This window comes from Micromonospora sp. WMMD980 (assembly GCF_029626035.1).
Lineage (GTDB): Bacteria > Actinomycetota > Actinomycetes > Mycobacteriales > Micromonosporaceae > Micromonospora.
The window spans coordinates 5,392,371-5,412,003 of record NZ_JARUBE010000003.1 but is presented as its reverse complement, the minus strand read 5'-3'; the positions used below and the strand labels follow the sequence as shown (position 1 = coordinate 5,412,003).

Below are 19,633 nucleotides of genomic sequence, written 5' to 3'. Positions count from 1 at the left end.
GGGTCGGGCTCCCCCGGAAACCTGCCTGGGTCGGCCTTCGTCGCTACCCGTGCTGCTGCTGGGGTTGGGGTGGATAGGGCGGTGCCCCACCGACCTCGGGTCGGCGGGGCACCTTGTGGTTCTCGGGTCAGGCGACGAAGTGGGTCCGGCGGCGGCGGGAGACCACGTAGCCCGCGGCGCCGCCGGCGAGCAGCAGCACGCCGACTCCGGCGATCAGGCCGGTGGACGAACCGGTGATCGGCAGCGTGCCGCCGCCACCCTGGCCGCCCTCCGCGGCGGCGACGACCAGCGCGGCGGTGTCGTTCTTCGGGTTCAGGTCGGCGACCTGGCCCTTGTCGCCGAGGTCGAAGTGACGCAGCTCCACCTTGCCCGGCGCGCCGCCCGCCTCGACGATCTTCAGGCCGAAGGCGAAGACCGCCGCGTCACCCTTGTGCAGCACGTCGTACCACTCGCAGGAGTAGACGCGCGCGCCCGGCTCGCCGTAGCCGCCGGTCGGCTCCTCAAGGGTGCCCGGCGAGCATCCCTCGGGAGCCTTGACGACCTTGACACCGGCCGGAACGGTCACCTGGGCGATCGTGACGACCTCGCCCGGCGTGAAGGTGTTGGCCATCGCCGGGCCGTTGTTCACGAAACCGACCTCGGCGGTGACCGTGCGGCCGGGCGTACCCGGCAGTTCGGCGCCGGTGGCGGCGAGATCGGCCCGCTGGTTGCCGGTCACGTCGACCTCGACGGACGTGACGTTGTTGGTCGGGTCGTTGTCGGTCTGCCGCAGCGACCTGGCCTGCGCGGACGGCGCCGGCACCAGCGTGAGCGCGGCCCCGCTGCCCGGCTGCCAGCCGTCCGCCGGCAGGACGTCCGCGGCGAACTCCTCGAAGTCCGCACCGGTGAACCAGAAGGCCGAACCGTACTGGCGGCTCGGTGCCCAGGCGTCACCGGCGATCTTCAGGGCCGAGGAGCTGTCGAGCTGCCGGGCCGCACCCGCCGGGATGTCGTCGTCGAAGCGGCACACGGTCAACGTCGAGCCGAAGTCGACGACCGAGGAGCAGTTGCGGTAGCTCGTGGTCGGCGTCAGCGTCGGCATGGTGGCCAGCAGCAGCACCGTCCCGTGCACGGCACGGTCGCCGATGTTCGCCACGCCGAGCGGGGTCCGGACCGTGGCGCCCGGGGCGCCGGTCAGGCCGAGCCGCTCCGGCGCCCGAAGGTCCACGCCCTCGCCGATCTCCACGGTCGACCGCGTGCTGACCGCCTTGCCGCCCTTGGGCGCCAGGCTCAGCAGCAGGTCGCCCTTGGTGCCCTCCGCGGCCCCGTCCTTCGCCTTGACGGTCAGGTCGAGCACGTAGTCGATGACGTCGGCGCCCTTGAGTTGGCAGGTGAGGACGCCCGCGGTGTCCGCGCACCCGGGCATCCGGTCGGTCAGGGTGACGTCGGCGAAGGCGTCGACCGCGCGGTGGTCGACGGTGACGGTGACGTCCCTGGGCAGCGCCTCGGTGAAGGCGTAGAGGGTGACCGCCTTGGCCGGACCGCCCGGCGCGACGATCGCGTCGTTGGCGTAGAGCAGCAGGTCGTCCGCGGGCGGTTCGGGGAGCGCGGGCGGGGCGGCGAGCGCGGGAGTGGCGGAGGCGGCGACGAACGCGCCTACGACGCCCAACCCGGCGAACCAACGCCGGGTGGAGTTGCTGAGCATGCGGGGGTCCTCCCGTGGGGGTGATCAGGTGGAGCCCGTGGAGCTTAAGGATTCCTTAATCCACCTGCTGTCCCGCATGCCGAACATTGACCGAACGGTTGATCGACTTCGCCGGGCCGGTCAGCGGTAGTCGTCCTCGTCGGCGGTGACCACCCGGGCCTGCTCCATGGCGTCCCAGTCGTCGACCTCCAGGCCCCGGTGCGGCTCCCCGTCGGCGTCGTCGGTGACCGTGGCGGCCTGCTCGACCGCGTCGGCCGGCTCCGCCTCGGGATCCCGCTCCTCCGGAGCGAGGTGGTCGCTCGGGGTGAAGTCCTCGTCGGGCTGACCCATCGTCCCTCCCTGCGTCTCGTGCGGGCGTCCTGCACACCACCGTACGGGCTGGTCCGGGCCACCGCTCGGAGCCGGGCGAACGGCGGAGTCGGCGATTGTCCCCTCCGGGGGCGGCGGCCGGTGCCAGGATGGAGGCGTGGGCTTCCTGATCCGGCTGGCGATCACCGCGGTCGCACTGTGGGTCGCGACGCTGATCGTGCCCGGCGTGGAGGTGACCGGTCGCAACGGTGGCAACACCGTGTTCACGCTGATCGTGGTGGCGCTCGTCTTCGGCGTGGTTAACGCGGTGCTCAAGCCGCTCATCAAGGTGTTCGGCTGCGTGTTCTACCTGCTCACGCTCGGCCTGTTCGCGCTCGTGGTGAACGCCCTGCTGTTCCTGCTCACCGACTGGATCGCCGGCCTGTTGAAGCTGCCGTTCCACGTGGACGGCTTCTGGGCTGCGTTCTGGGGGGCCATCGTGGTGTCGGTGGTGAGCTGGCTGATCAGCGTCGCCGTGCCGGACCGGCTGGACAAGCGGTGAGCGGTGCCCGGGTCGGTTGTGCCTCGCGTTCGCTCCTACGGGATACTTCCCGCGGTGGACAGCGCGGTCCGGCGCACCCGAGGAAAGACGGCGGCCTGCACGGCCGAGAGCGGTAAGTAAGGAGCGTTCGACATGCCCATCGCTTCCCCCGAGGCTTACGCGGAGATGCTGGACCGGGCCAAGGCCGGCCGGTACGCGTACCCCGCGATCAACGTGACCTCCTCCCAGACGCTGAACGCGGCGCTCAAGGGTTTCGCCGACGCGGAGAGCGACGGCATCATCCAGGTCTCCACCGGCGGCGCGGAATACCTCTCCGGCCCGTCGGTCAAGGACATGGTGACCGGCGCGACGGCGTTCGCCGCGTACGCGCACGAGGTCGCCAAGAACTACCCGGTGAACATCGCGCTGCACACCGACCACTGCCCGAAGGACAAGCTGGACAAGTTCGTCCGGCCGCTGATGGCCATCTCCCAGGAGCGGGTCAAGAACGGCCAGGAGCCGCTGTTCCAGTCGCACATGTGGGACGGCTCGGCCGTGCCGGTGGCGGAGAACCTGCAGATCGCCGAGCAGCTCCTCGCCGAGGCCGCCAAGGGCAAGATCGTCCTGGAGATCGAGGTCGGCGTCGTCGGTGGCGAGGAGGACGGCGTCGAGAACGCCATCAACGACAAGCTCTACACCACCGTCGACGACGGTCTGGCCATGGTCGAGGCGCTCGGCCTGGGCGAGAAGGGCCGCTACATGGCGGCGCTGACCTTCGGCAACGTGCACGGCGTCTACAAGCCGGGCAACGTCAAGCTCCGCCCCGAGGTGCTCAAGCAGATCCAGGACGCGGTCGGCGCCAAGTACGGCAAGGACAAGCCGCTCAGCCTGGTCTTCCACGGCGGCTCCGGCTCGCTGCTGGAGGAGATCCGGGAGGCGCTGGACTACGGCGTGGTGAAGATGAACATCGACACCGACACCCAGTACGCCTTCACCCGCCCGGTCGCGGACCACATGCTGCGCAACTACGACGGCGTGCTGAAGATCGACGGCGAGGTCGGCAACAAGAAGCAGTACGACCCGCGGGCGTGGGGCAAGCTGGCCGAGGCCGGCCTGGCCGCCCGCGTGGTCGAGGCCTGCGAGCACCTGCGCTCCACCGGCACCCGGATGAAGTGACCCGCTTCGCGGGTAAGGAGGGGCCCCCTATTAACGCGTCTGTTAATAGGAGGCCCCTCCTCTACCGCAGGCGTTAAGAGGGGGCCCCTCCTTTCACTTCACCAGGAGGGCGACCGCCTCGCGTACGTCGTCGGTGAGGTGGATCGTCCGGGACAGGTCGCCGAACGGGGAGCCGGCGAAGAGCGGCCGCAGCAACGACTCCACCGGCAGTTCGGTGGTCCAGAACGCCCGGTCCAGGAAGACGTAGGCGCCGCTGGCCCCGTCCGTGCCGTAGAACGTCTTCGTCGCCGCCTGGAACACCTCCTGCACGGTGCCGGCCCGGCCCGGCGCGAACACGATCCCGCCCCGGGCCAGCCGCAGGATGGTGTCCTCCCGGATGGCGTTCGAGAAGTACTTCGCGATCCGGCCGGCGAACAGGTTCGCCGGTTCGTGGCCGTACAGCCAGGTCGGGATCGCCAGGCCGCCGGAGCGCGCCCACTCGGTGCCGGGCGCCGCCGGGCGCGGCGTGGGCAGCGACGGTCCGTCCGCGTACCGCTTGCGCACCGCCAGCGCCGCCGCCGTGTAGCGGTCGTGGTCGGTGAAGTCCGGCGCGGCGGCGAGCACGTCGATCGCGGCGGTCAGCTCCTCCGCCGGCCAGGCCGCGAGGAACGCGCCGAGGTTCGCCGCCTCCATCACACCCGGGCCGCCGCCGGTCACCACCAGCCGGTCGGCCCGCGCCAGCTCCCAGCCCAGCACCGCCGCCATCCGGTACGCGGCGCTGCCGCGCGGCACCGCGTGCCCACCCATCACGCCCACCACGGATTGCGGGCCGTGCGCGGCCAGCCACGAGCGGGTGGCGTCGGCGAGCGCGTTGTCCACGCCGTGGTCGTGCAGCCGCTGGCCGAGCGCCTCACGGACGTCCGGCAGCGCGCCGCCGTGCGCCCGGAAGTGCGCGTACACCCGGGTGTCGTACATCTCGGTGAACCCGCCCTCGGCGAAGCCGGCGGCCAGGTCGTCCGCGGTGTAGAGGTGGGACGGCTGGGTCGGGTAGGGCAGCCCGGAGAACGGCGGGACGACGTTGGCGCCCCGCCGGACCAGGTCCGCGCCCACCTCGCGGTCGGCGAACCGGCAGCCCACGAAGAGGGTGCCGGCGACGTCGACGTCGCGCAGGTCGGGGACCGGCTCCAGGTCGAGGCGGAGGCCCTGCACGGTCAGGCCGGCGAGGGTTCCCTCGGCCATCCGCCTGTCGAACTCTCCGCGGGTCTCGATCTCGTCGATGCTGGTGTCGTGCGGCTCGATGACGTCCGCGGGTGGTGGGGTCGGCACCGGATCATCCTGCCCCGACCGGGCAACCGCGCAAACCCGGGCGGTACGGACAGGAGCCCGGCGGGCACGCCGCCGGGCTCCTGCGTAACCGGTTCCTGGGGAGGCTCCGGATCTGTAGTTGTAGTGCAAGAACCACGCCGACGGCATGGGCCGCCGGTACGTCTGGTCCCGCCGCAGGCGTGACGAAACCCTCAGCCGTTCAGCTGACCGGCCGGCCAGCCCCCTCGCGCACCCGGGGGCGAAGCGGGTTGAATGGGGCGATGCAGAACCTGTTACCTGAGCCACCGGCCACCCTGCTCCCCGTCTCCGAGGAGGCCGACGCCGCGCTCGCCGCCGCTGTCGAGCAGGGCACCGATGACGCGTACGCCGAGGTCGCGGCCCGCTTTCCGACCTACAGCGCGGCCTGGGCGGCGCTGGCCGGCCGCGCGCTCAACGCGGGTCAGGTCGTCCCGGCGTACGCCTACGCCCGCACCGGCTACCACCGGGGCCTGGACCAGCTGCGCCGCAGCGGCTGGAAGGGCCACGGCCCGGTGCCCTGGTCGCACGCGCCCAACCAGGGCTTCCTCCGCTGCCTCTATGTGCTCTCCCGGGCCGCCGGCGAGATCGGCGAGGCGGACGAGGCCGCCCGCTGCGCCCAGTTCCTGCGCGACTGCGACCCGGCCGCCGGGGACGCGCTGGCCAGCGACTGACCCGCCCGACGACGGCCGGCCCACCACGGGCCGGCCGTCGTGCCGTCTCCTACAACCCTTCCGCCACCGACGCGGCGATCTTCAACCAGGCGTCGCGGGTGGCGGCGGAGAGCTGGCCGTAGCGCAGCGGTTCGCCGGTGTCGATGAGCCGCTCGTACGGCGCCAGCAGCACCGCCCGGGTGCGGGCGGCGAAGTGGGCCTGGATGGCCGGCAGGTCGATCTCCTTGCGGGACGGCGGCATCGAGACCACCGTCACCGCCTGCCGGACCAGTCGTTGCCGGCCGCTCTGCTCCAGGTGGTCGAGCATCCGGGCGGCGGTCTCCGCCGAGTCGTTCCGCGCCGACATGGTGACCACGAGTTGGTCGGTCGCGTCCATGGCGGCCTGCCAGTTCTGCGCCCGGACGTTGTTCCCGGTGTCCACGAAGATCAGCTTGTAGAAGCGGCTGACCACGTCACGGATCTCCGCGAACGCGGCGGCGGTCAGCATCTCGCCGCCGGTCGCCGACTCGTCCGAGGCGAGCACGTCGAACATGCCCTCGCCCTGCGAGCGGACGTACTGCGACAGGTCGCCGACCCGCCCGTGCGCGCCCTGGAACTGGCCCAGGTCGCGGAGCATGTCGCGCACCGTGCGGGCGTGGAAGTCCTGCTGCGCCCGCATCCCGAGGGTGCCCTGCGTCTCGTTGTTGTCCCAGGCCAGCACGTACCCGCCGCGCTTCTGCCCGAAGGTCATCGCGAGCAGCAGGATGGCCACCGTCTTGCCGGCCCCGCCCTTGGGGTTGACCACGGTCACCTGGCGCAGCCCGCCGAAGTTGCGGCGGACCATCTCGATGTCGCGCTTCATCTCCTGCTCGTGGCGACCCGGCGCGAGCCGGACCAGCCCCATCCGGTTGACCACCGCGCGCACGCCCATGGTGGCCACCGGGTCGACCGGACGGGCCTGCCGCCGCCGGGCGAAGTCCTCGGCGGTCGGTGGTGCCGCCTGCTGCGGTGTCCACCCGGGCTCCGGGTACACGCCGGGTGGCAGGGCGGGCGGTTGCGGCTGCGGGGCCTGCGGTGGCCCGGCGTGTTGGGCCGGCCCGGCGTGCTGGGTCGGCCCGGCGTGCGGTGTCGGCCCGACGTGCTGGGTCGGCCCGCCGTGCGGTGTCGGGCCGCCGTGCTGGGTCGGGCCGGGCTGCGGGATCGCTCCGGGCTGCGGCGTCGGTCCGCCCGGCTGGGGTGCCCCGGTCTGCGCGGGCCACCCGGGCGGATACCAGCCCGGCTGACCGGCCGGGCCGGGCTGCTGCGGCGGGTAGGGGACCGGCGGGTAGGTCGGCCCGTTGCCGTAGGGCGGCGGCTGCGGCATCGGCACGCCCGGCGACGGCGGGAACGGGCCGAGCCGGGGCGGCTCCCCGGCGGACAGCTCCGGTCCCGCTGCCTGCTGCGGACCGTCGACCCGCGCCACCCCGAACGAGGTCGAACCGTCTACCGGCATCGGGCCGACCACCGGTGCCGGGCCGTCGACCCGCGCCATCCCGAACGAGGTCCGACCGTCGACCGGGCTCGGGCCGTCCGCCCGGGCCGCACCGTCGACCGGGACAGGGCCGTCGGCCGGGGTGGGACCCGTCGAGCCGGGATCGGCCGTGCCGCGCTGCGGCGGCTGCGCCCACGGCGACGCGGCCCGCCCGTTGGTCGGTGCGGCACCTCCGCCGCCTGCCGCCGCCGGGGCGGGGGTGCCTGCGGGCCGGTCGTCCGCGCCCTCCGGGCCCGGCGTGGCCGACTCCGGTCCACCCCCGGTGGCCGTCGGGCCGGACGTGGTCGGCCCGGGAACGTCGCCGAAGGTCGCCGGCGCGCTCGTTGCCGGATGGTGGCCGGGGGCCGGCACGGAGCCGGACGTGGTCGGCCCGGGAGCGTCGGAGAAGGTCGTCGCGGGGCCGGGCGTGGTCGTCCCCGGCTGGTGGCCGGAGGGTGCCGGGATCGGCACGGGTGTCGGCTGGTCGAGCGTGAACGGAAGATCGAGGCCGACCGCGGGCCGTGGTGGTCCGCCGGCATCCACTCCGTGACCCGCATCCTCCGCCGGGCCGGGCTGGGACGGCCCCGGGTCCGCCCGCGGCCTCGCAGCGGCCTGCGGCGGCACCGGGCTGGCCTGCGGCGACGGGGCCGGGGTGGCCTGCGGCGACGGGGCCGGGGCGTCGGCGCGCGGGAGAGGCCAGGGCGGTGCGGCCGGCTGGACCGGAGCCGCCCACGGCGGCGCGGCCAGCACCCCGTCGATCTCCTCGGGCGGCCAGAGCGGTTCGACGTCCCGCTCCGGCACCTGCGGTCGGCCCGGCACGGGGGTTCGGTCGTCGTTCTCATGCACCACGCGGTTCCTCCCCATCCCTCCCGCCGAGGATAGGCGGTCCGGCCAGCCGGGCGAGCCGGGTGCGGATCGATCGGGGTCAGCCCGTCCAGACCGCCCAGGCGCCCGGCTCGGTCCACCAGGACCGCTTCCGGCTCAACTCGCCCTCGACCCCGTCGTCGAGGAAGGGCACCTTCTCGTCCCGAGGCACGACCGCCACCGCCCGGCCCCGAGCCCGGCGCACCTCGAGCCGGACCCTCTTCCGGCCCAACGCCGATCGGGTGACCACGGGCACGGCCACACCGACCGCCAGTCGACCGTCGGCCGGGTCCGGGTCGGCGAGCAGGGCCACCTCGCCGAGACGCGCGTAGCCGCCGGCGTTGCCGATCGCGCACGCGCTGATCGGCTCGCTGCCGTCGCTGAGCACCGTGCCGTCGACCTCGACCCGGGCCCGCCAGTGCAGCGGCCGGCCGGCGTCGTCGGCCGCGCCGAGCAGCGCGCCGTCGAGCGTCACCGAGCCACCGTCGTTGCGCAGCAGGTCGAGCCGGCGCGGCGTGCCGTCCAGCACCGCCGCGGCCACCGCCGCCGGGTCGCGGGGAAGCCCGAGTTGCGCCGCCACGTCCCGCGCCGTCCCGGCCCGGGCCGGGTCCAACGGGAGTACGCCGACCGGCGGCAGGTCGGGCAGCGTCCGGTTCTCGGCCAGGTCCGCCGGGCGGCGGCTGGGCGGTGGAGCGTACCTGCGGACCAGCCGGCGCAGCACGGCGCGCAACTGACCGTCACTGGCCGTGGCGACGACGAGTCGGGTCTTGCCGTCGGAGTCCGGCCAGGGCAGGCCGTCGGCGCGGGGCGGCCCGTCGAGGCGGGCCAGCACCTCGTCGATCTCCGCGTCCGACCGGGCGGTCACCGTGGTCACCCGGGCACCCCGGGCGGTCAACGCGTCAGCGCAGGCCAGCACCGGCACACGCGGCGTCTCGCAGCGGTCGGTCTCGGGCGTGGCGGCGGTGTCGTCCGCGCCGCCGCAGCAGGCTCCGCCGCTGCCGCAGCCCCCACCGGGAGCGCCCCGCCCCGAGCCGAGGGTGAGCAGCACCACGTCGTACACGAAGGAGCCTCCTGCTTCTCGACGAACCCCTGCCGGTCCCGCCGTCACTACTTGTTAGCCTGACACCCCGGGCTCGCCGACCGGTCGCCACCTGGCACCCGAGCCTTCTGGAGGCGGAGAAGATGCCAGCGATCGTGCTCCTCGGCGCCCAATGGGGCGACGAGGGCAAGGGCAAGGTTACCGACCTGCTGGGTGAGCGGGTCGACTACGTCGTGCGCTACTCCGGCGGCAACAACGCCGGTCACACGGTGATCACCCCGGACGGCCAGAAGTACGCCCTGCACCTGATGCCGTCCGGCGCGCTCTCCCCGAGCGCGATGATCGTCATCGGCAACGGCGTGGTGGTCGACCCGAAGGTGCTGCTGCAGGAAATCGACGGGCTCGCCGAGCGCGGCGTGGACGTCTCCCGGCTGCGTATCTCCGGCGACGCGCACCTGATCATGCCGCACCACCGGGCGCTGGACCGGGTGGTCGAGCGGTATCTGGGCAGCTCCCGGATCGGCACCACCGGCCGGGGCATCGGTCCCGCCTACGGCGACAAGGTCGCCCGGATGGGGATCCGGCTCCAGGACCTGCTCGACCCGGGCATCCTGCGCAAGAAGCTGGAGCTGGCGCTCCGGGAGAAGAACCAGACCCTGTTCAAGGTCTACAACCGCAAGGCGATCGACGTCGACGAGACCGTCGAGGACTACCTGCAGTACGCCGAGCGGCTGCGCCCGTACATCGCCGAGACCCGGGTGATGCTCTGGGACGCGCTCGACCGCGGCGAGACCGTGTTGCTGGAGGGCGCCCAGGCCACCATGCTCGACATGGACCACGGCACCTATCCGTTCGTCACCTCGTCGAACCCGACCGCCGGCGGCGCATGCGTGGGCGCGGGCATCCCGCCGACCGCGATCACCAGGGTCATCGCGGTGAGCAAGGCGTACACCACCCGGGTGGGCAGCGGTCCGTTCCCCACCGAGCTGTTCGACGACAACGGGCAGCACCTGCGCAAGGTCGGCCACGAGTACGGCACCACCACCGGCCGGGAGCGTCGCTGCGGCTGGTTCGACGCGGTCGTGGCCCGCTACGCGTGCCGCCTGAACGGCGTCACCGACCTGGTGGTCACCAAGCTGGACGTGCTGACCGGCCTGGCCAAGGTGCCGATCTGCGTCGGCTACGAGATCAACGGCGAGCGCTTCGACGACATGCCGATGACGCAGACCGACTTCCACCACGCCACCCCGATCTATGAAGAGCTCGACGGCTGGTGGGAAGACATCACCAAGGCGAGAACCGAGGACGAGCTCCCGGAGAACGCCCGCCGCTACATCGCCCGCGTCGAGGAACTCACCAACACCCGGGTGAGCGTGGTCGGAGTAGGCCCAGGCCGAGACGAAAACGTCCTCCGCCACCCCCTCCTCCCCTAACCCCCTTTCCGTCGATCAGAAAGATGGCGGCACGTTCGATCTCACATCCTGCCGCCAACTTCATGATCAACTGGGTGAGGGGTCGGGGTCAGTAGGATGCTGGGTCGTGCGGGTTCTTCTGGTGGGTGGTGGCGGGCGGGAGCATGCTCTCGCGCTCGGGTTGAGTGCTGATCCGTCGGTGGAGGCGCTGGTCGCGGCCCCGGGCAACCCGGGGATCGCCGAGGTGGCCTCGCTGCGGGAGGTGACGCCGACCGATCCGGCGGCCGTGGCGGCGCTCGCCGTCGAGGTCGCGGCGGACCTGGTGGTCGTCGGCCCCGAGGCGCCGCTGGTGGCCGGCGTCGCCGACGCGGTGCGCGCCAAGGGCATCGCGGTGTTCGGCCCGGGTGCGGAGGCGGCCCGGCTGGAGGGCTCCAAGACGTTCGCGAAGGACGTGATGACGGCGGCCGGCGTGCCGACCGCACGCGCCCACACCTGCACCGACGCGGCGGCCGTGGCGCGGGCGCTGGACGAGTTCGGCGCGCCGTACGTGGTGAAGGACGACGGGCTCGCCGCCGGCAAGGGCGTGGTGGTCACCGACGACCGGGCGGTCGCCGAGCGGCACGCGGCCGAGTGCGGCCGGGTGGTGATCGAGGAGTACCTGTCCGGCCCCGAGGTCTCCCTCTTCGTGGTCACCGACGGTGAGGCGGCCCTGCCGCTGCTGCCCGCGCAGGACTTCAAGCGGGTCGGCGACGGCGACACCGGGCCGAACACCGGCGGCATGGGGGCGTACACGCCGCTGCCCTGGGCCCCGCTGGGCCTGGTCGACGACGTGATGCGCGACGTGGTGCACCCGACGCTGGCCGAGCTGCGCCGCCGGGGCGCCCCGTTCAGCGGCCTGCTCTACGTGGGCCTGGCGATCACCCCCGCCGGGCCGCGCGTGATCGAGTTCAACGCGCGCTTCGGCGACCCGGAGACCCAGGTGGTGCTGGCCCTGCTGGAGACGCCGCTGGCCGGGCTGCTGCACGCCGCCGCCACCGGCACGCTGGGCGCGCACCCGCCGCTGCGGTGGCGCGACGGCGCGGCGGTCACCGTCGTGGTCGCGGCCGAGGGCTACCCGCAGGGCCCGCGTACCGGTGATGTGCTCACCGGCGCGGACCGCGCCGGGATCATCCACGCCGGCACCCGCCGGGACGCCGACGGCACCGTGCGCTCCGCGGGCGGCCGGGTCGTCTGCGGTACGGCCACCGGCGCGGACCTGGCCGCCGCGCGCGACGCGGCCTACGACCTGGTACGCGGCATCGAGCTGGCCGGCGCCCACCACCGCACCGACATCGCGGCGGCGGCGGTGGACGGCCGGATCACGATCCCCGGCTGACGGGCGGGGCGGTCAGTCGAAGTAGCGGCGCAGCTCCCGGCCGAGCACCTTGCCGGTGGCGTTGCGGGGCAGGTACTTGACGAAGACCACGTCCCGGGGCATCGAGAAGCGGGCCAGGTAGCGCCGGACGTATTCGCGGACCGCCTCCGGGTCGAGCGTCTCGCCGGGGCGCAGCGCCAGGAACGCGGCCAGCCGCTGCCCGTACTCCGGGTCCGGCACGCCAATCACCGCCACCTCGCGGACCTGCGGCAACCGGGCGATCAGGTCCTCCACCTCGGAGGGGAAGACGTTCTCCCCACCCGAGACGATCATGTCGTCGGCCCGCCCGTCGACGAAGAGCAGACCGTCCGGGTTCAACCGGCCGAGGTCGCCGGTGTCCAGCAGGCCGTCGCGGCTCTCCCGGCCGGTGCCCGAGGTGTAGCCCTCGAAGAGCATCTCGTTGCCGACGAAGATGCGCCCGACCTGCCCGGCGCGGACCGGCTGGCCGGCCTCGTCCAGGATCTCCAGCCGGGTGCCGTGCGGCGGGCGGCCGGCGGAGGTGGGCGCGGCGCGCAGGTCGGCCGGGCCGGCGATGGACGCCCAGGAAACCTCGGTCGAGCCGTAGAGGTTGTAGAGCACGTCGCCGTAGCGGTCCATGAAGGCGGTGGCCAGGTTGCCCGGCAGGGCGGAGCCGCTGACCGCCACCACCTTGAGCGGCGGGCGGGGCTGCGGCGGCGCGACCTCCATCAGCCGTTGCAGCATCACCGGTACGGCGAAGAGCGCGTCGCAGGACTGTTCGGCCAGCGCGGCCAGGGTGGCGGCCGGGTCGAAGCGGCGGTGCAGCACCACTGTGGCGCGCAGCGCGAACGAGACCTGGAGGGCGGCGTACCCCCAGGTGTGGAAGATCGGCGCGGCGATCATGACGACGTCGCGCGCGTGCAGCGGGATCCGGTCGATGATGGACACCAGCGGGCCGAAGCCGTGCGGGGTGGGGCGACGGGCGCCCTTGGGGGTGCCGGTGGTGCCGGAGGTCAGCACGATGGTCCGGCCGTCGCGCTCCGGCGGCTGGAGCCTGTCGCCCGGCACGGCGCCGGCGATCAGCTCCTCCTGCCGCCGCTCGTCGATCCGGTGCAGTTCGGCCGGGAGGCCGAGGACCCGGTCGGCGAACTCCGCGTCGTGCACCAGCGCGCGCAGGCCCTGCTCCTCGGCGACGGTGACCAACTGCGCGGCGGAGAGACCGGTGTTGACCAGGACGGCGTCCGCGCCGAGCAGCATCGACGCGACGATCGCCTCGATGAGGCCGTGGTGGTTGCGGCAGAGCAGCCCCACCCGGTCGCCGGTCTGCACGCCGAGCCCGGACCGCAGCGAGCGGGCCAGCCGCTCCGACCGGTCCAGCAACTCCTGGTAGGTGAGTGAGGCGCCGTGCTCGTCCACGACGGCGACGCGGCCGGGGTCACGGGCGGCAGCCTGGCGCAACTCCCCGGCGAGGCTCCAGCCCCACCGGCGCAGCGCGTTGAGCTGCGAGGCGACCCGGATCGGGCGGCCCGGGGCGAGTAGTCCGCGTCGGGTCAGCGTGGCGACGATGAACGGCAGGTCCACGGCGCAACCTCCTTCGCGTTCGTGATCTCCCGATCATGCATCCGGGCGATCCGTCCGCCCAGCCGGCGTGATCATCAGCCCAACCTGCGGACATCCCCCGATCGCGGACCGGCGGCCCGACCCGCGACGGGTGCGCCCGGCACGGCGCGTCGTCGCGGGTCGGGTCGGGGTCCGCCGGCGATCAGCGGATCTGCATCCCGGAGATGGCCCGGGAGATGACCAGCCGCTGGATCTCGGAAGTGCCCTCGAAGATGGTGTAGATCTTGGCGTCCCGGTACCACCGTTCGACCGGGTGGTCGCGCAGGAAGCCCGCCCCGCCGAGGAGCTGGACCGCCCGGTCGGTCACCGAGACGGCCACCTCGCCGGCCTTGAGCTTGGACATCGAGCCCTCGCCGGCGGTGAACGGCCGGTTGTTGCGACCCATCCAGGAGGCCCGCCAGACCAGCAGTCGGGCCGCGTCGATCTCCATCTTCATGTCGGCGAGCGCGAACGCGACCGCCTGGTTCTCGATGATCGGCCGCCCGAACTGCACCCGGCTCTTGGCGTAGTCGAGCGCGTACTCGTAGGCGGCGCGGGCCACCCCGAGCGCCTGCGCGCCGACGGTCGGGCGGGACAGCTCGAACGTCCGCATCGCCGCCTGGCCGGAGGCGCGCTGGCCGGCGCGGGCCCGGGCCAGCCGCTCGTCGAGGGCGTCCTTGCCGCCGAGCAGGCAGCGGCCCGGCACCCGGACGTCGTCGAGGAAGACGTCGGCGGTGTGCGAGGCGCGCAGCCCGAGCTTGCGCAGCTTGCGGGTGGCGTTGAGGCCGGGCGTGCCCGGCGGTACGACGAACGCGGCCTGACCGCGTGAGCCCAGCTCCGGCTCGATCGAGGCGGTGACCACGTGCACCCCGGCGATGCCACCGTTGGTCGCGTACGCCTTCTGGCCGTTGAGCACCCACTCGTCGGTGGCCTGGTCGTAAACGGCGCGGGTGCGCATCGACCCGACGTCGGAGCCGGCCTCCGGCTCGCTGGTGCAGAACGCGGCGACGGCCGGCTGGTCGACGTCGCCGAAGCACTGCGGCACCCACTCGACGAGCTGGTCGGGGGTGCCGGCGCCGTAGATGCCGGCGACCGCGAGGGCGGTGCCGAAGATGCTCAGGCCGATGCCGGCGTCACCCCAGAAGAGTTCCTCACTGGCGATCGGCAGGGAGAGGCCGGTGGGGTCGGCCCAGCAGGTGGCGAGGAACTCGAACCCGTACAGGCCGACCTTCGCCGCTTCCTGGATGACCGGCCAGGGAGTCTCCTCCCGGGCGTCCCACTCGGCCGCGGCCGGGCGCACGACTTCGGCGGCGAAGCCGTGCACCCAGTCGCGAAGGTCTCGCTGCTCCTCGTTCAGGTCGAGCGAGAACTCGGCCATGGTCAGGCCTTGGGGATGTCGAACAGGTTGGCGATGTTGGCGGCCAGGCCCAGGTCACCCTTGGCCTTCAGCTTGCCGGTCATGAACATCATCACCGGGTTGGCGCCACCGGAGACGATCTTCAGGAACTCGACCGGGCCCATGGTGAGGCTGAGCTTCGGGTCCCGGGTGGGGGTCTCCGAGACGGTGCAGGTGCCGTTCTCGATGACGATCTCGTAGGTGTCGGTGCCGCCGTCCGGACGGCCGGTGATGTTCCAGTGGATGACCGCGTTGGTGGAGCCGGCGCGGTCGGCGCGGAACAGCGTGGGCATCCGGTTGAAGACCTCGCTGAGGATCTTGCCGCGCGCCTCGCCGGACATGATCTCGGCGATCTTGTCGTCCGGCGTGGACTTGACCAGCTGCGCGAACTCCTTCGGGCCGACGTTGGCGAAGTTGGCCGGGTCGAAGTCAGTCATGGGGGATGCACCTCTCGACTTGGTTACTCTGGCGTAACCCTACGCACGAGTAGGTATGCTCGCAAGGGTGTCCAGCCCACCGACCTTCAAGCGCCTGCCCCGGGCCGTACGCGAGCAGCAGATGCTCGACGCGGCCGTCAAGGTCTTCTCCCGGCGCGGCTTCCACGCGGCCAGCATGGACGAGATCGCCGACGACGCCAGCATCTCCAAGCCGATGGTCTACGCCTACCTCGGCACCAAGGAAGAACTCTTCGTCGCCTGCCTGCACCGCGAGGGCACCCGGATGATGGAGGCCATCGCCGGCGCCGCCGCCCCCGACCTGCCCGCCGACGAGCGGCTCTGGCGCGGGCTGCGCGCGTTCTTCGGCTTCGTCGGCGCCCACCGCGACGGCTGGGCGGTGCTCTACCGGCAGGCGCGCGGCTCCCAGCCGTTCGCCGCCGAACTGGCCACCATGCGCGGTCGGCTGGTCGAGGTGGTCGCCGGAATGCTCGACCACGCGCTGCGCGCCTCCGGGCGCGAGGTCGGCGCCACCGACCTGGAGGTGGTCGCATACGCGCTGGTCGGCGCCACCGAGTCGCTCGCCGACTGGCTGGCCGACCACCCCGAGGCCGACGCCGAGAAGACCGCCACCCGGATGATGAACGTCGCCTGGCTCGGCGCCGACCAACTCCTACGCGGCGTCACTTGGCACCCGGGGGTGTAAGGAGGGGCCCCTTACTAACGCATTTTGCATAGGCGGGGGCCCCTGTTAACACCCCCGCCGCGCGGCGGCCCGGGATCGCGCCCGCCGCCGGGCCCAACGGGCTGCCTCGAACAGCCCGGTGACCGCCAGCGAGATGCCGACGCCGGCGAGCAGAGCGGTGACCGGGTTGTGCTCGAAGGCCAGACCGCCGAAGTAGCCGAGCAGCCCGCAGTAGATCCCCCAGGTGCCGCACGCCAGCGCGTCGTAGAGCAGGAACGAGCGCAGCGGATAGCGGACCGCGCCCATGGTGAGCGTGACCGCGGTGCGGCCGCCGGGGACGTAGCGGGCGGTGGTCAGGATCATCCCGCCCCGCCGGTCGACCGCCCGGCGGGCCCAGTCGGAACTCGCCCGCCGCCGGCTGTCGCCGGGTAGCCGGGCCAGCCGGTGCGCGCCGCCGCCGCGCCCGATGGCGTACGAGACGTGGTCGCCGAGCAGCGCGCCGAGCGCGGCGGTCACGATCACCGCCACCAGGTTCGGTTCGCCGCCGGCCGCGAAGACCCCGGCGGTGATCACCACGGTCTCGCCGGGTACCGCCGGGAAGAACGCGTCGACGGCGGTGACCGCGATGATCACCAGGTACACCCACGGCGAGGTCACCGTCTGGTGCAGCAGGTCGAGCACGTCCCCCATGCCCCCATGCTCGACGCTGCGGTGTTAAGCGGGGGCCCTTCCTATACAAAAGGCGTTAACAAGGGGCCCCTCCTTCTCCTCGGCGGTGGGGCCGTGCGAGCTGAGCAGCACCGGCGCGCCCAGCGCCTCCTCCACCGCCGCCACCCAGTCGCCCGGGGCCGACTCCAACACCGGCCGCGCCCGCATCAGCCGCCCGGTCAGCGCCGCCTGCCGCGCCAGGTCCCCGGCCGGTCCGGGATCGAGCCGGTCGACGCCGCCGACGTAACGACGACACATGCGCAGGCGAGGCCCGGCCAGGTCGAGGTGGGTGAGCGCCAGCCCGTCCACCCCGCCGGCCACCTCCAGCGCGTACCGGTGGGCCACCGCGTCGAAGTGCCCGAACCGGAACCGGCCCTGCCACTCGTTGGCGGGGTTGCGCGGGTCGGTGAACGGCAGCGCCGGGTCCTCGGTGACCAGCGGCCCGGGGCCGTGCCGGGTGGTGGTCACCCGCAGCACCCCGAGCCGCTGGGCGGTGCCGGCCATCCCCGCCTCGGCGAGCAGCGTCTCCGCGTTGGCGAACGTCGTGGTGCTCCACGTGGTGTACGGGTGGAAGCCGTGCCACTCGTCCAGCAGCACCCCCTGCGCGCCCTCGAAGACGCAGGTGCCCTCGCGTAGCGCCCTGGCCAGCCAGCTCCGGTCGACGATCGCCACCCGGTCGGCGAAGGCGGCGTACGCCGGCAGGCAGTCGTCGACCGGCGGCGCGTGCAGCGGCCCGAGTTCGGCGGTGAGCCGGTCCCGTAGCGCGGCCAGCCGGCGGCGCAGCACCGCCGGCCGGCGGCAGTCGGCCACCCGGGGCGCCTCGTCGGGGTGGGCGAGGCCGTACGCGACGGCCTCGCCCACCCCCAGCCCGCAGGAGCCGTGCCGGTCGGCTCCCCGGGCGATCTCCCGGGCCCGGTTGGCGGCCCGGTGGTACGGGGTGGCCAGCAGCGCCTCCCCGTCCACGGTCAACCGGTCGAGCGCGTCGGGCACCCCGACCGACGCGAGGTGGTCGGCCTCGGCGGCCAGCGCCAGCGGGTCCACCACCACGTGCCGTGCCAGGTGGGTCCGCACGCCGGGGCGGAACGTGCCGGCCCCGAACTGCGCGAACGTGTGCGCCCGCCCGTCGCGCAGGACGACGTTGTGTGCCGCCTGCGCGCCCCCGTTGAAGCGCACCACAGTGTGGACCGGTCGGGTGGCGCAGAGCGCGTCGACGACCGTGCCCTTGCCCGCGTCGCCGTAGCCGAGGTCGACCACCAGCACGTGGTTCACAGCCGGGTGACCCCGCTGCCGCCGTCGGTCGGGGTGAACGGCAGTGCCGCCACCGCCCGCCGGTCGCCGCCGAGTGAGGCGAGCGCCCGGGAGACGGTACGGGTGGCGGTCGAGCCGGTCCGAGCCAGGTCGTCCAGGCCGGCGTCGAGGTCGATGGCCTGTTCGCCGAGGCCGACGGTGAGCGCGATGGTCTCGCAGACCGCGTCCAGGTCGTCCAGCTCGACCGCGTTCTGCCCGAGCAGCCCGCGCCAGAAGTCGAGCACCTTGCGGTTGCCGGCGTAGTGACTGCCGGCCGGGAGGAGGTGGTAGGTGTCCCAGCGGGCGGTCACCTCGTCCACGACCTGCCGGATCGGCAGGTCCTCGGCCAGGCCGTCGCCGATCCACCGGGTCACCTCGCGGGCCTTCAACCGGGGGTACGCCAGCTCGTCGCCGATGACGAACAGGTAGCCGCGCCGGCCGCGCTTGGCCCAGCTGTCGGTGACCGTGTGCCGGGCCATGAAGTGCAGCGCCAGCTCGTACGACTCCGTCATCTGGCCGCCACCGCCGCCCTCCAGCACGATCCGGCCGAGGTCGTCGTCCATCCGGTTGTCGGACTCGAACTGGCCGACCTGCAACGGCACCCGGTCGCAGGTGGCGTCGCCGATCGCGCCGAACATGACCTGCGGGTCGCGGGCGTACCCCTGGCGTTGCAGCAGGCCGAGCAGTTGCGGCAGCTTGCTCTGGAGCACGCGGGGCACGTGGCCCATCGAGCCGGTGACGTCGAAGAGCACCGCGATCGGGGTGGACTGCGGGTGTTCGGCGGAGTCGCGGCTCTCCCGGGTCGCGCCGCGCGGGTCGAGGGCAGGGTGCACGGTTCGGGCCCCGCTGTCGCTGTAGGAGAACGCGCTCCGTCCGGTCTTCCGCCGGTAGCGGTCGGCGGCGTCGTACACGTCGGTGGACCAGATTCCGCTGCCCATGGCAGCCTCCCTAGGGGTTGAGGGTGAAGGGTCGGAAGGTGCGCGGCCCGTAGAGCCGTTCCAGCACCTCGTCGAGTTCGCGCAGCAGCCGCCAGGCGTCGTCGGGCCGGGCGGACAGCGCGGGCTGCCGGCAGCCGTGGGCGAAGGCGCGCAGCTCGCGCGGCGCGCGGTCGGCCATCAGCCAGGTCAGGCACCGGGCCGCGAGCGCGATGTCGGTGCCCGGGCCGCACGGCCGCTTGGCGGTGACCTCCGGCGGATACCAGTCGGCCAGGTCGGTGACCAGCGCCGGCACCAGCCCGCCGGGTTCGGCGGAGAAGCACCAGTCGACGAGCACCAGGCCGTGCGCGTCCGGTTCGATCAGCACGTTGCGGGGCAGGACCGCGCCGTGCACCACGCCGGCGCGGTGGGCGAGGCCGAGCGCCACCAGCAGCCGCCGCCACATCCAGGCCGCGTCGCGGGGGTCGACCCCGTTCGGGTACGCCCGCCGCACGTCGTCCAGGCTGTGCAGCCCGGGTACGGTCTCCAGCACGTTGACCAGCAGTTGCGCGCCGGTCGTGGGGTCGCGCACCGGGTAGGAGTCGACCAACCGGGGCACGTACGCCAGGTGGCGCGGATCCCCGCGCTCCGCGATCCGCCGAAGTGCCCGCGCCTCGCGTGCCATCAGGTCGTTGTCGCTCGGGTGCCGCGGTGCCTTCATCTGCCGGTGAGAAGGGTGCCCTTCTCTACC

At 73.4% G+C, this 19,633-nt stretch carries 18 protein-coding genes; 6 read left to right on the top strand and 12 right to left on the bottom strand.

Translation table 11 applies throughout. The annotated features are described in order from the left end of the window. Positions 1 to 127: 127 nt before the first annotated feature. On the bottom strand, positions 128 to 1,684 hold the full coding sequence (locus tag O7618_RS25465; protein WP_278108659.1) for an LPXTG cell wall anchor domain-containing protein: 1,557 nt from the start codon (positions 1,682 to 1,684) through the stop codon (positions 128 to 130). Between the two features lie 120 nt (positions 1,685 to 1,804). Beyond that, entirely contained in the window at positions 1,805 to 2,014 is a 210-nt protein-coding gene (locus tag O7618_RS25460; protein WP_278108658.1) for a hypothetical protein, read from the bottom strand. Positions 2,015 to 2,150: 136 nt separating this feature from the next. On the opposite strand from O7618_RS25460, the gene O7618_RS25455 reads away from it, so the two are divergent. Then, complete coding sequence (locus O7618_RS25455; protein ID WP_278108657.1) at positions 2,151 to 2,534, top strand: phage holin family protein; 384 nt, start codon at positions 2,151 to 2,153, stop codon at positions 2,532 to 2,534. Between the two features lie 132 nt (positions 2,535 to 2,666). Beyond that, positions 2,667 to 3,689, top strand: a complete 1,023-nt coding sequence (gene fbaA, locus O7618_RS25450) for a class II fructose-bisphosphate aldolase (protein WP_278108656.1) — start codon at positions 2,667 to 2,669, stop codon at positions 3,687 to 3,689. A gap of 93 nt (positions 3,690 to 3,782) precedes the next feature. On the opposite strand, the gene O7618_RS25445 is transcribed toward fbaA, so the two are convergent. Further along, the gene (locus tag O7618_RS25445; RefSeq protein ID WP_278108655.1) at positions 3,783 to 4,994 is read right to left on the bottom strand and encodes a hypothetical protein; all 1,212 of its coding nucleotides are present in this window, start codon (positions 4,992 to 4,994) and stop codon (positions 3,783 to 3,785) included. 260 nt (positions 4,995 to 5,254) lie between these two features. Here O7618_RS25445 and O7618_RS25440 point away from each other — a divergent pair, with 260 nt between their 5' ends. Beyond that, on the top strand, positions 5,255 to 5,683 hold the full coding sequence (locus tag O7618_RS25440) for a DUF3151 domain-containing protein (protein WP_278108654.1): 429 nt from the start codon (positions 5,255 to 5,257) through the stop codon (positions 5,681 to 5,683). 49 nt (positions 5,684 to 5,732) lie between these two features. Here O7618_RS25440 and O7618_RS25435 read toward each other — a convergent pair whose 3' ends face one another. Next, on the bottom strand, positions 5,733 to 8,021 hold the full coding sequence (locus O7618_RS25435) for a chromosome partitioning protein (protein WP_278108653.1): 2,289 nt from the start codon (positions 8,019 to 8,021) through the stop codon (positions 5,733 to 5,735). Positions 8,022 to 8,097: 76 nt separating this feature from the next. Next, the gene (locus tag O7618_RS25430) at positions 8,098 to 9,096 is read right to left on the bottom strand and encodes a diacylglycerol kinase family protein (RefSeq protein WP_278108652.1); all 999 of its coding nucleotides are present in this window, start codon (positions 9,094 to 9,096) and stop codon (positions 8,098 to 8,100) included. A 122-nt stretch (positions 9,097 to 9,218) separates the two neighbouring features. On the opposite strand from O7618_RS25430, the gene O7618_RS25425 reads away from it, so the two are divergent. After that, positions 9,219 to 10,508, top strand: coding sequence for an adenylosuccinate synthase (locus tag O7618_RS25425; RefSeq protein ID WP_278108651.1), 1,290 nt, complete (start codon positions 9,219 to 9,221; stop codon positions 10,506 to 10,508). Between the two features lie 106 nt (positions 10,509 to 10,614). Further along, a complete protein-coding gene (purD, locus tag O7618_RS25420; RefSeq protein WP_278108650.1) occupies positions 10,615 to 11,862 on the top strand; it encodes a phosphoribosylamine--glycine ligase in 1,248 nt (415 codons plus the stop codon). A 12-nt stretch (positions 11,863 to 11,874) separates the two neighbouring features. Here the strand turns inward: purD and O7618_RS25415 are convergent, their stop codons facing one another. From O7618_RS25415 to O7618_RS25405, 3 genes are all read right to left on the bottom strand, one after another. Then, the gene (locus O7618_RS25415) at positions 11,875 to 13,440 is read right to left on the bottom strand and encodes an AMP-binding protein (RefSeq protein ID WP_278108649.1); all 1,566 of its coding nucleotides are present in this window, start codon (positions 13,438 to 13,440) and stop codon (positions 11,875 to 11,877) included. A 181-nt stretch (positions 13,441 to 13,621) separates the two neighbouring features. After that, the gene (locus tag O7618_RS25410) at positions 13,622 to 14,836 is read right to left on the bottom strand and encodes an acyl-CoA dehydrogenase family protein (RefSeq protein WP_278108648.1); all 1,215 of its coding nucleotides are present in this window, start codon (positions 14,834 to 14,836) and stop codon (positions 13,622 to 13,624) included. A 2-nt stretch (positions 14,837 to 14,838) separates the two neighbouring features. After that, entirely contained in the window at positions 14,839 to 15,291 is a 453-nt protein-coding gene (locus tag O7618_RS25405) for an SCP2 sterol-binding domain-containing protein (protein WP_091565780.1), read from the bottom strand. Between the two features lie 67 nt (positions 15,292 to 15,358). Here O7618_RS25405 and O7618_RS25400 point away from each other — a divergent pair, with 67 nt between their 5' ends. Next, a complete protein-coding gene (locus O7618_RS25400) occupies positions 15,359 to 15,994 on the top strand; it encodes a TetR/AcrR family transcriptional regulator (protein ID WP_278108647.1) in 636 nt (211 codons plus the stop codon). A 45-nt stretch (positions 15,995 to 16,039) separates the two neighbouring features. On the opposite strand, the gene O7618_RS25395 is transcribed toward O7618_RS25400, so the two are convergent. Genes O7618_RS25395 through O7618_RS25380 form a run of 4 tightly spaced genes read right to left on the bottom strand, consistent with a single transcriptional unit; the run spans position 16,040 to position 19,603 of the window. After that, positions 16,040 to 16,663, bottom strand: coding sequence for a DedA family protein (locus O7618_RS25395; protein WP_278108646.1), 624 nt, complete (start codon positions 16,661 to 16,663; stop codon positions 16,040 to 16,042). A gap of 24 nt (positions 16,664 to 16,687) precedes the next feature. Continuing rightward, positions 16,688 to 17,950, bottom strand: coding sequence for an adenylosuccinate synthetase (locus O7618_RS25390; protein WP_278108645.1), 1,263 nt, complete (start codon positions 17,948 to 17,950; stop codon positions 16,688 to 16,690). Continuing rightward, positions 17,947 to 18,906 (bottom strand): hypothetical protein, encoded by a 960-nt coding sequence (locus O7618_RS25385; protein WP_278108644.1) that lies wholly within the window; start codon positions 18,904 to 18,906, stop codon positions 17,947 to 17,949. Before O7618_RS25385 ends, O7618_RS25390 begins: the two co-directional genes overlap by 4 nt. Positions 18,907 to 18,916: 10 nt before the next feature. Beyond that, positions 18,917 to 19,603, bottom strand: a complete 687-nt coding sequence (locus O7618_RS25380; RefSeq protein WP_278108643.1) for a serine/threonine protein kinase — start codon at positions 19,601 to 19,603, stop codon at positions 18,917 to 18,919. Between the last annotated feature and the right edge of the window lie 30 nt (positions 19,604 to 19,633).

What these genes read in the sequence shown, in the direction of transcription:
- fbaA (WP_278108656.1), top strand. Translation starts at nt 2,667, where the DNA reads ATGCCCATCGCTTCCCCCGAGGCTTACGCGGAGATGCTGGACCGGGCC.
- O7618_RS25425 (WP_278108651.1), top strand. Translation starts at nt 9,219, where the DNA reads ATGCCAGCGATCGTGCTCCTCGGCGCCCAATGGGGCGACGAGGGCAAG.
- O7618_RS25385 (WP_278108644.1), bottom strand. Translation starts at nt 18,906, where the DNA reads ATGGGCAGCGGAATCTGGTCCACCGACGTGTACGACGCCGCCGACCGC.
- O7618_RS25380 (WP_278108643.1), bottom strand. Translation starts at nt 19,603, where the DNA reads ATGAAGGCACCGCGGCACCCGAGCGACAACGACCTGATGGCACGCGAG.
- O7618_RS25460 (WP_278108658.1), bottom strand. Translation starts at nt 2,014, where the DNA reads ATGGGTCAGCCCGACGAGGACTTCACCCCGAGCGACCACCTCGCTCCG.
- O7618_RS25405 (WP_091565780.1), bottom strand. Translation starts at nt 15,291, where the DNA reads ATGACTGACTTCGACCCGGCCAACTTCGCCAACGTCGGCCCGAAGGAG.
- O7618_RS25440 (WP_278108654.1), top strand. Translation starts at nt 5,255, where the DNA reads ATGCAGAACCTGTTACCTGAGCCACCGGCCACCCTGCTCCCCGTCTCC.
- O7618_RS25395 (WP_278108646.1), bottom strand. Translation starts at nt 16,663, where the DNA reads ATGGGGGACGTGCTCGACCTGCTGCACCAGACGGTGACCTCGCCGTGG.
- O7618_RS25410 (WP_278108648.1), bottom strand. Translation starts at nt 14,836, where the DNA reads ATGGCCGAGTTCTCGCTCGACCTGAACGAGGAGCAGCGAGACCTTCGC.
- O7618_RS25465 (WP_278108659.1), bottom strand. Translation starts at nt 1,684, where the DNA reads ATGCTCAGCAACTCCACCCGGCGTTGGTTCGCCGGGTTGGGCGTCGTA.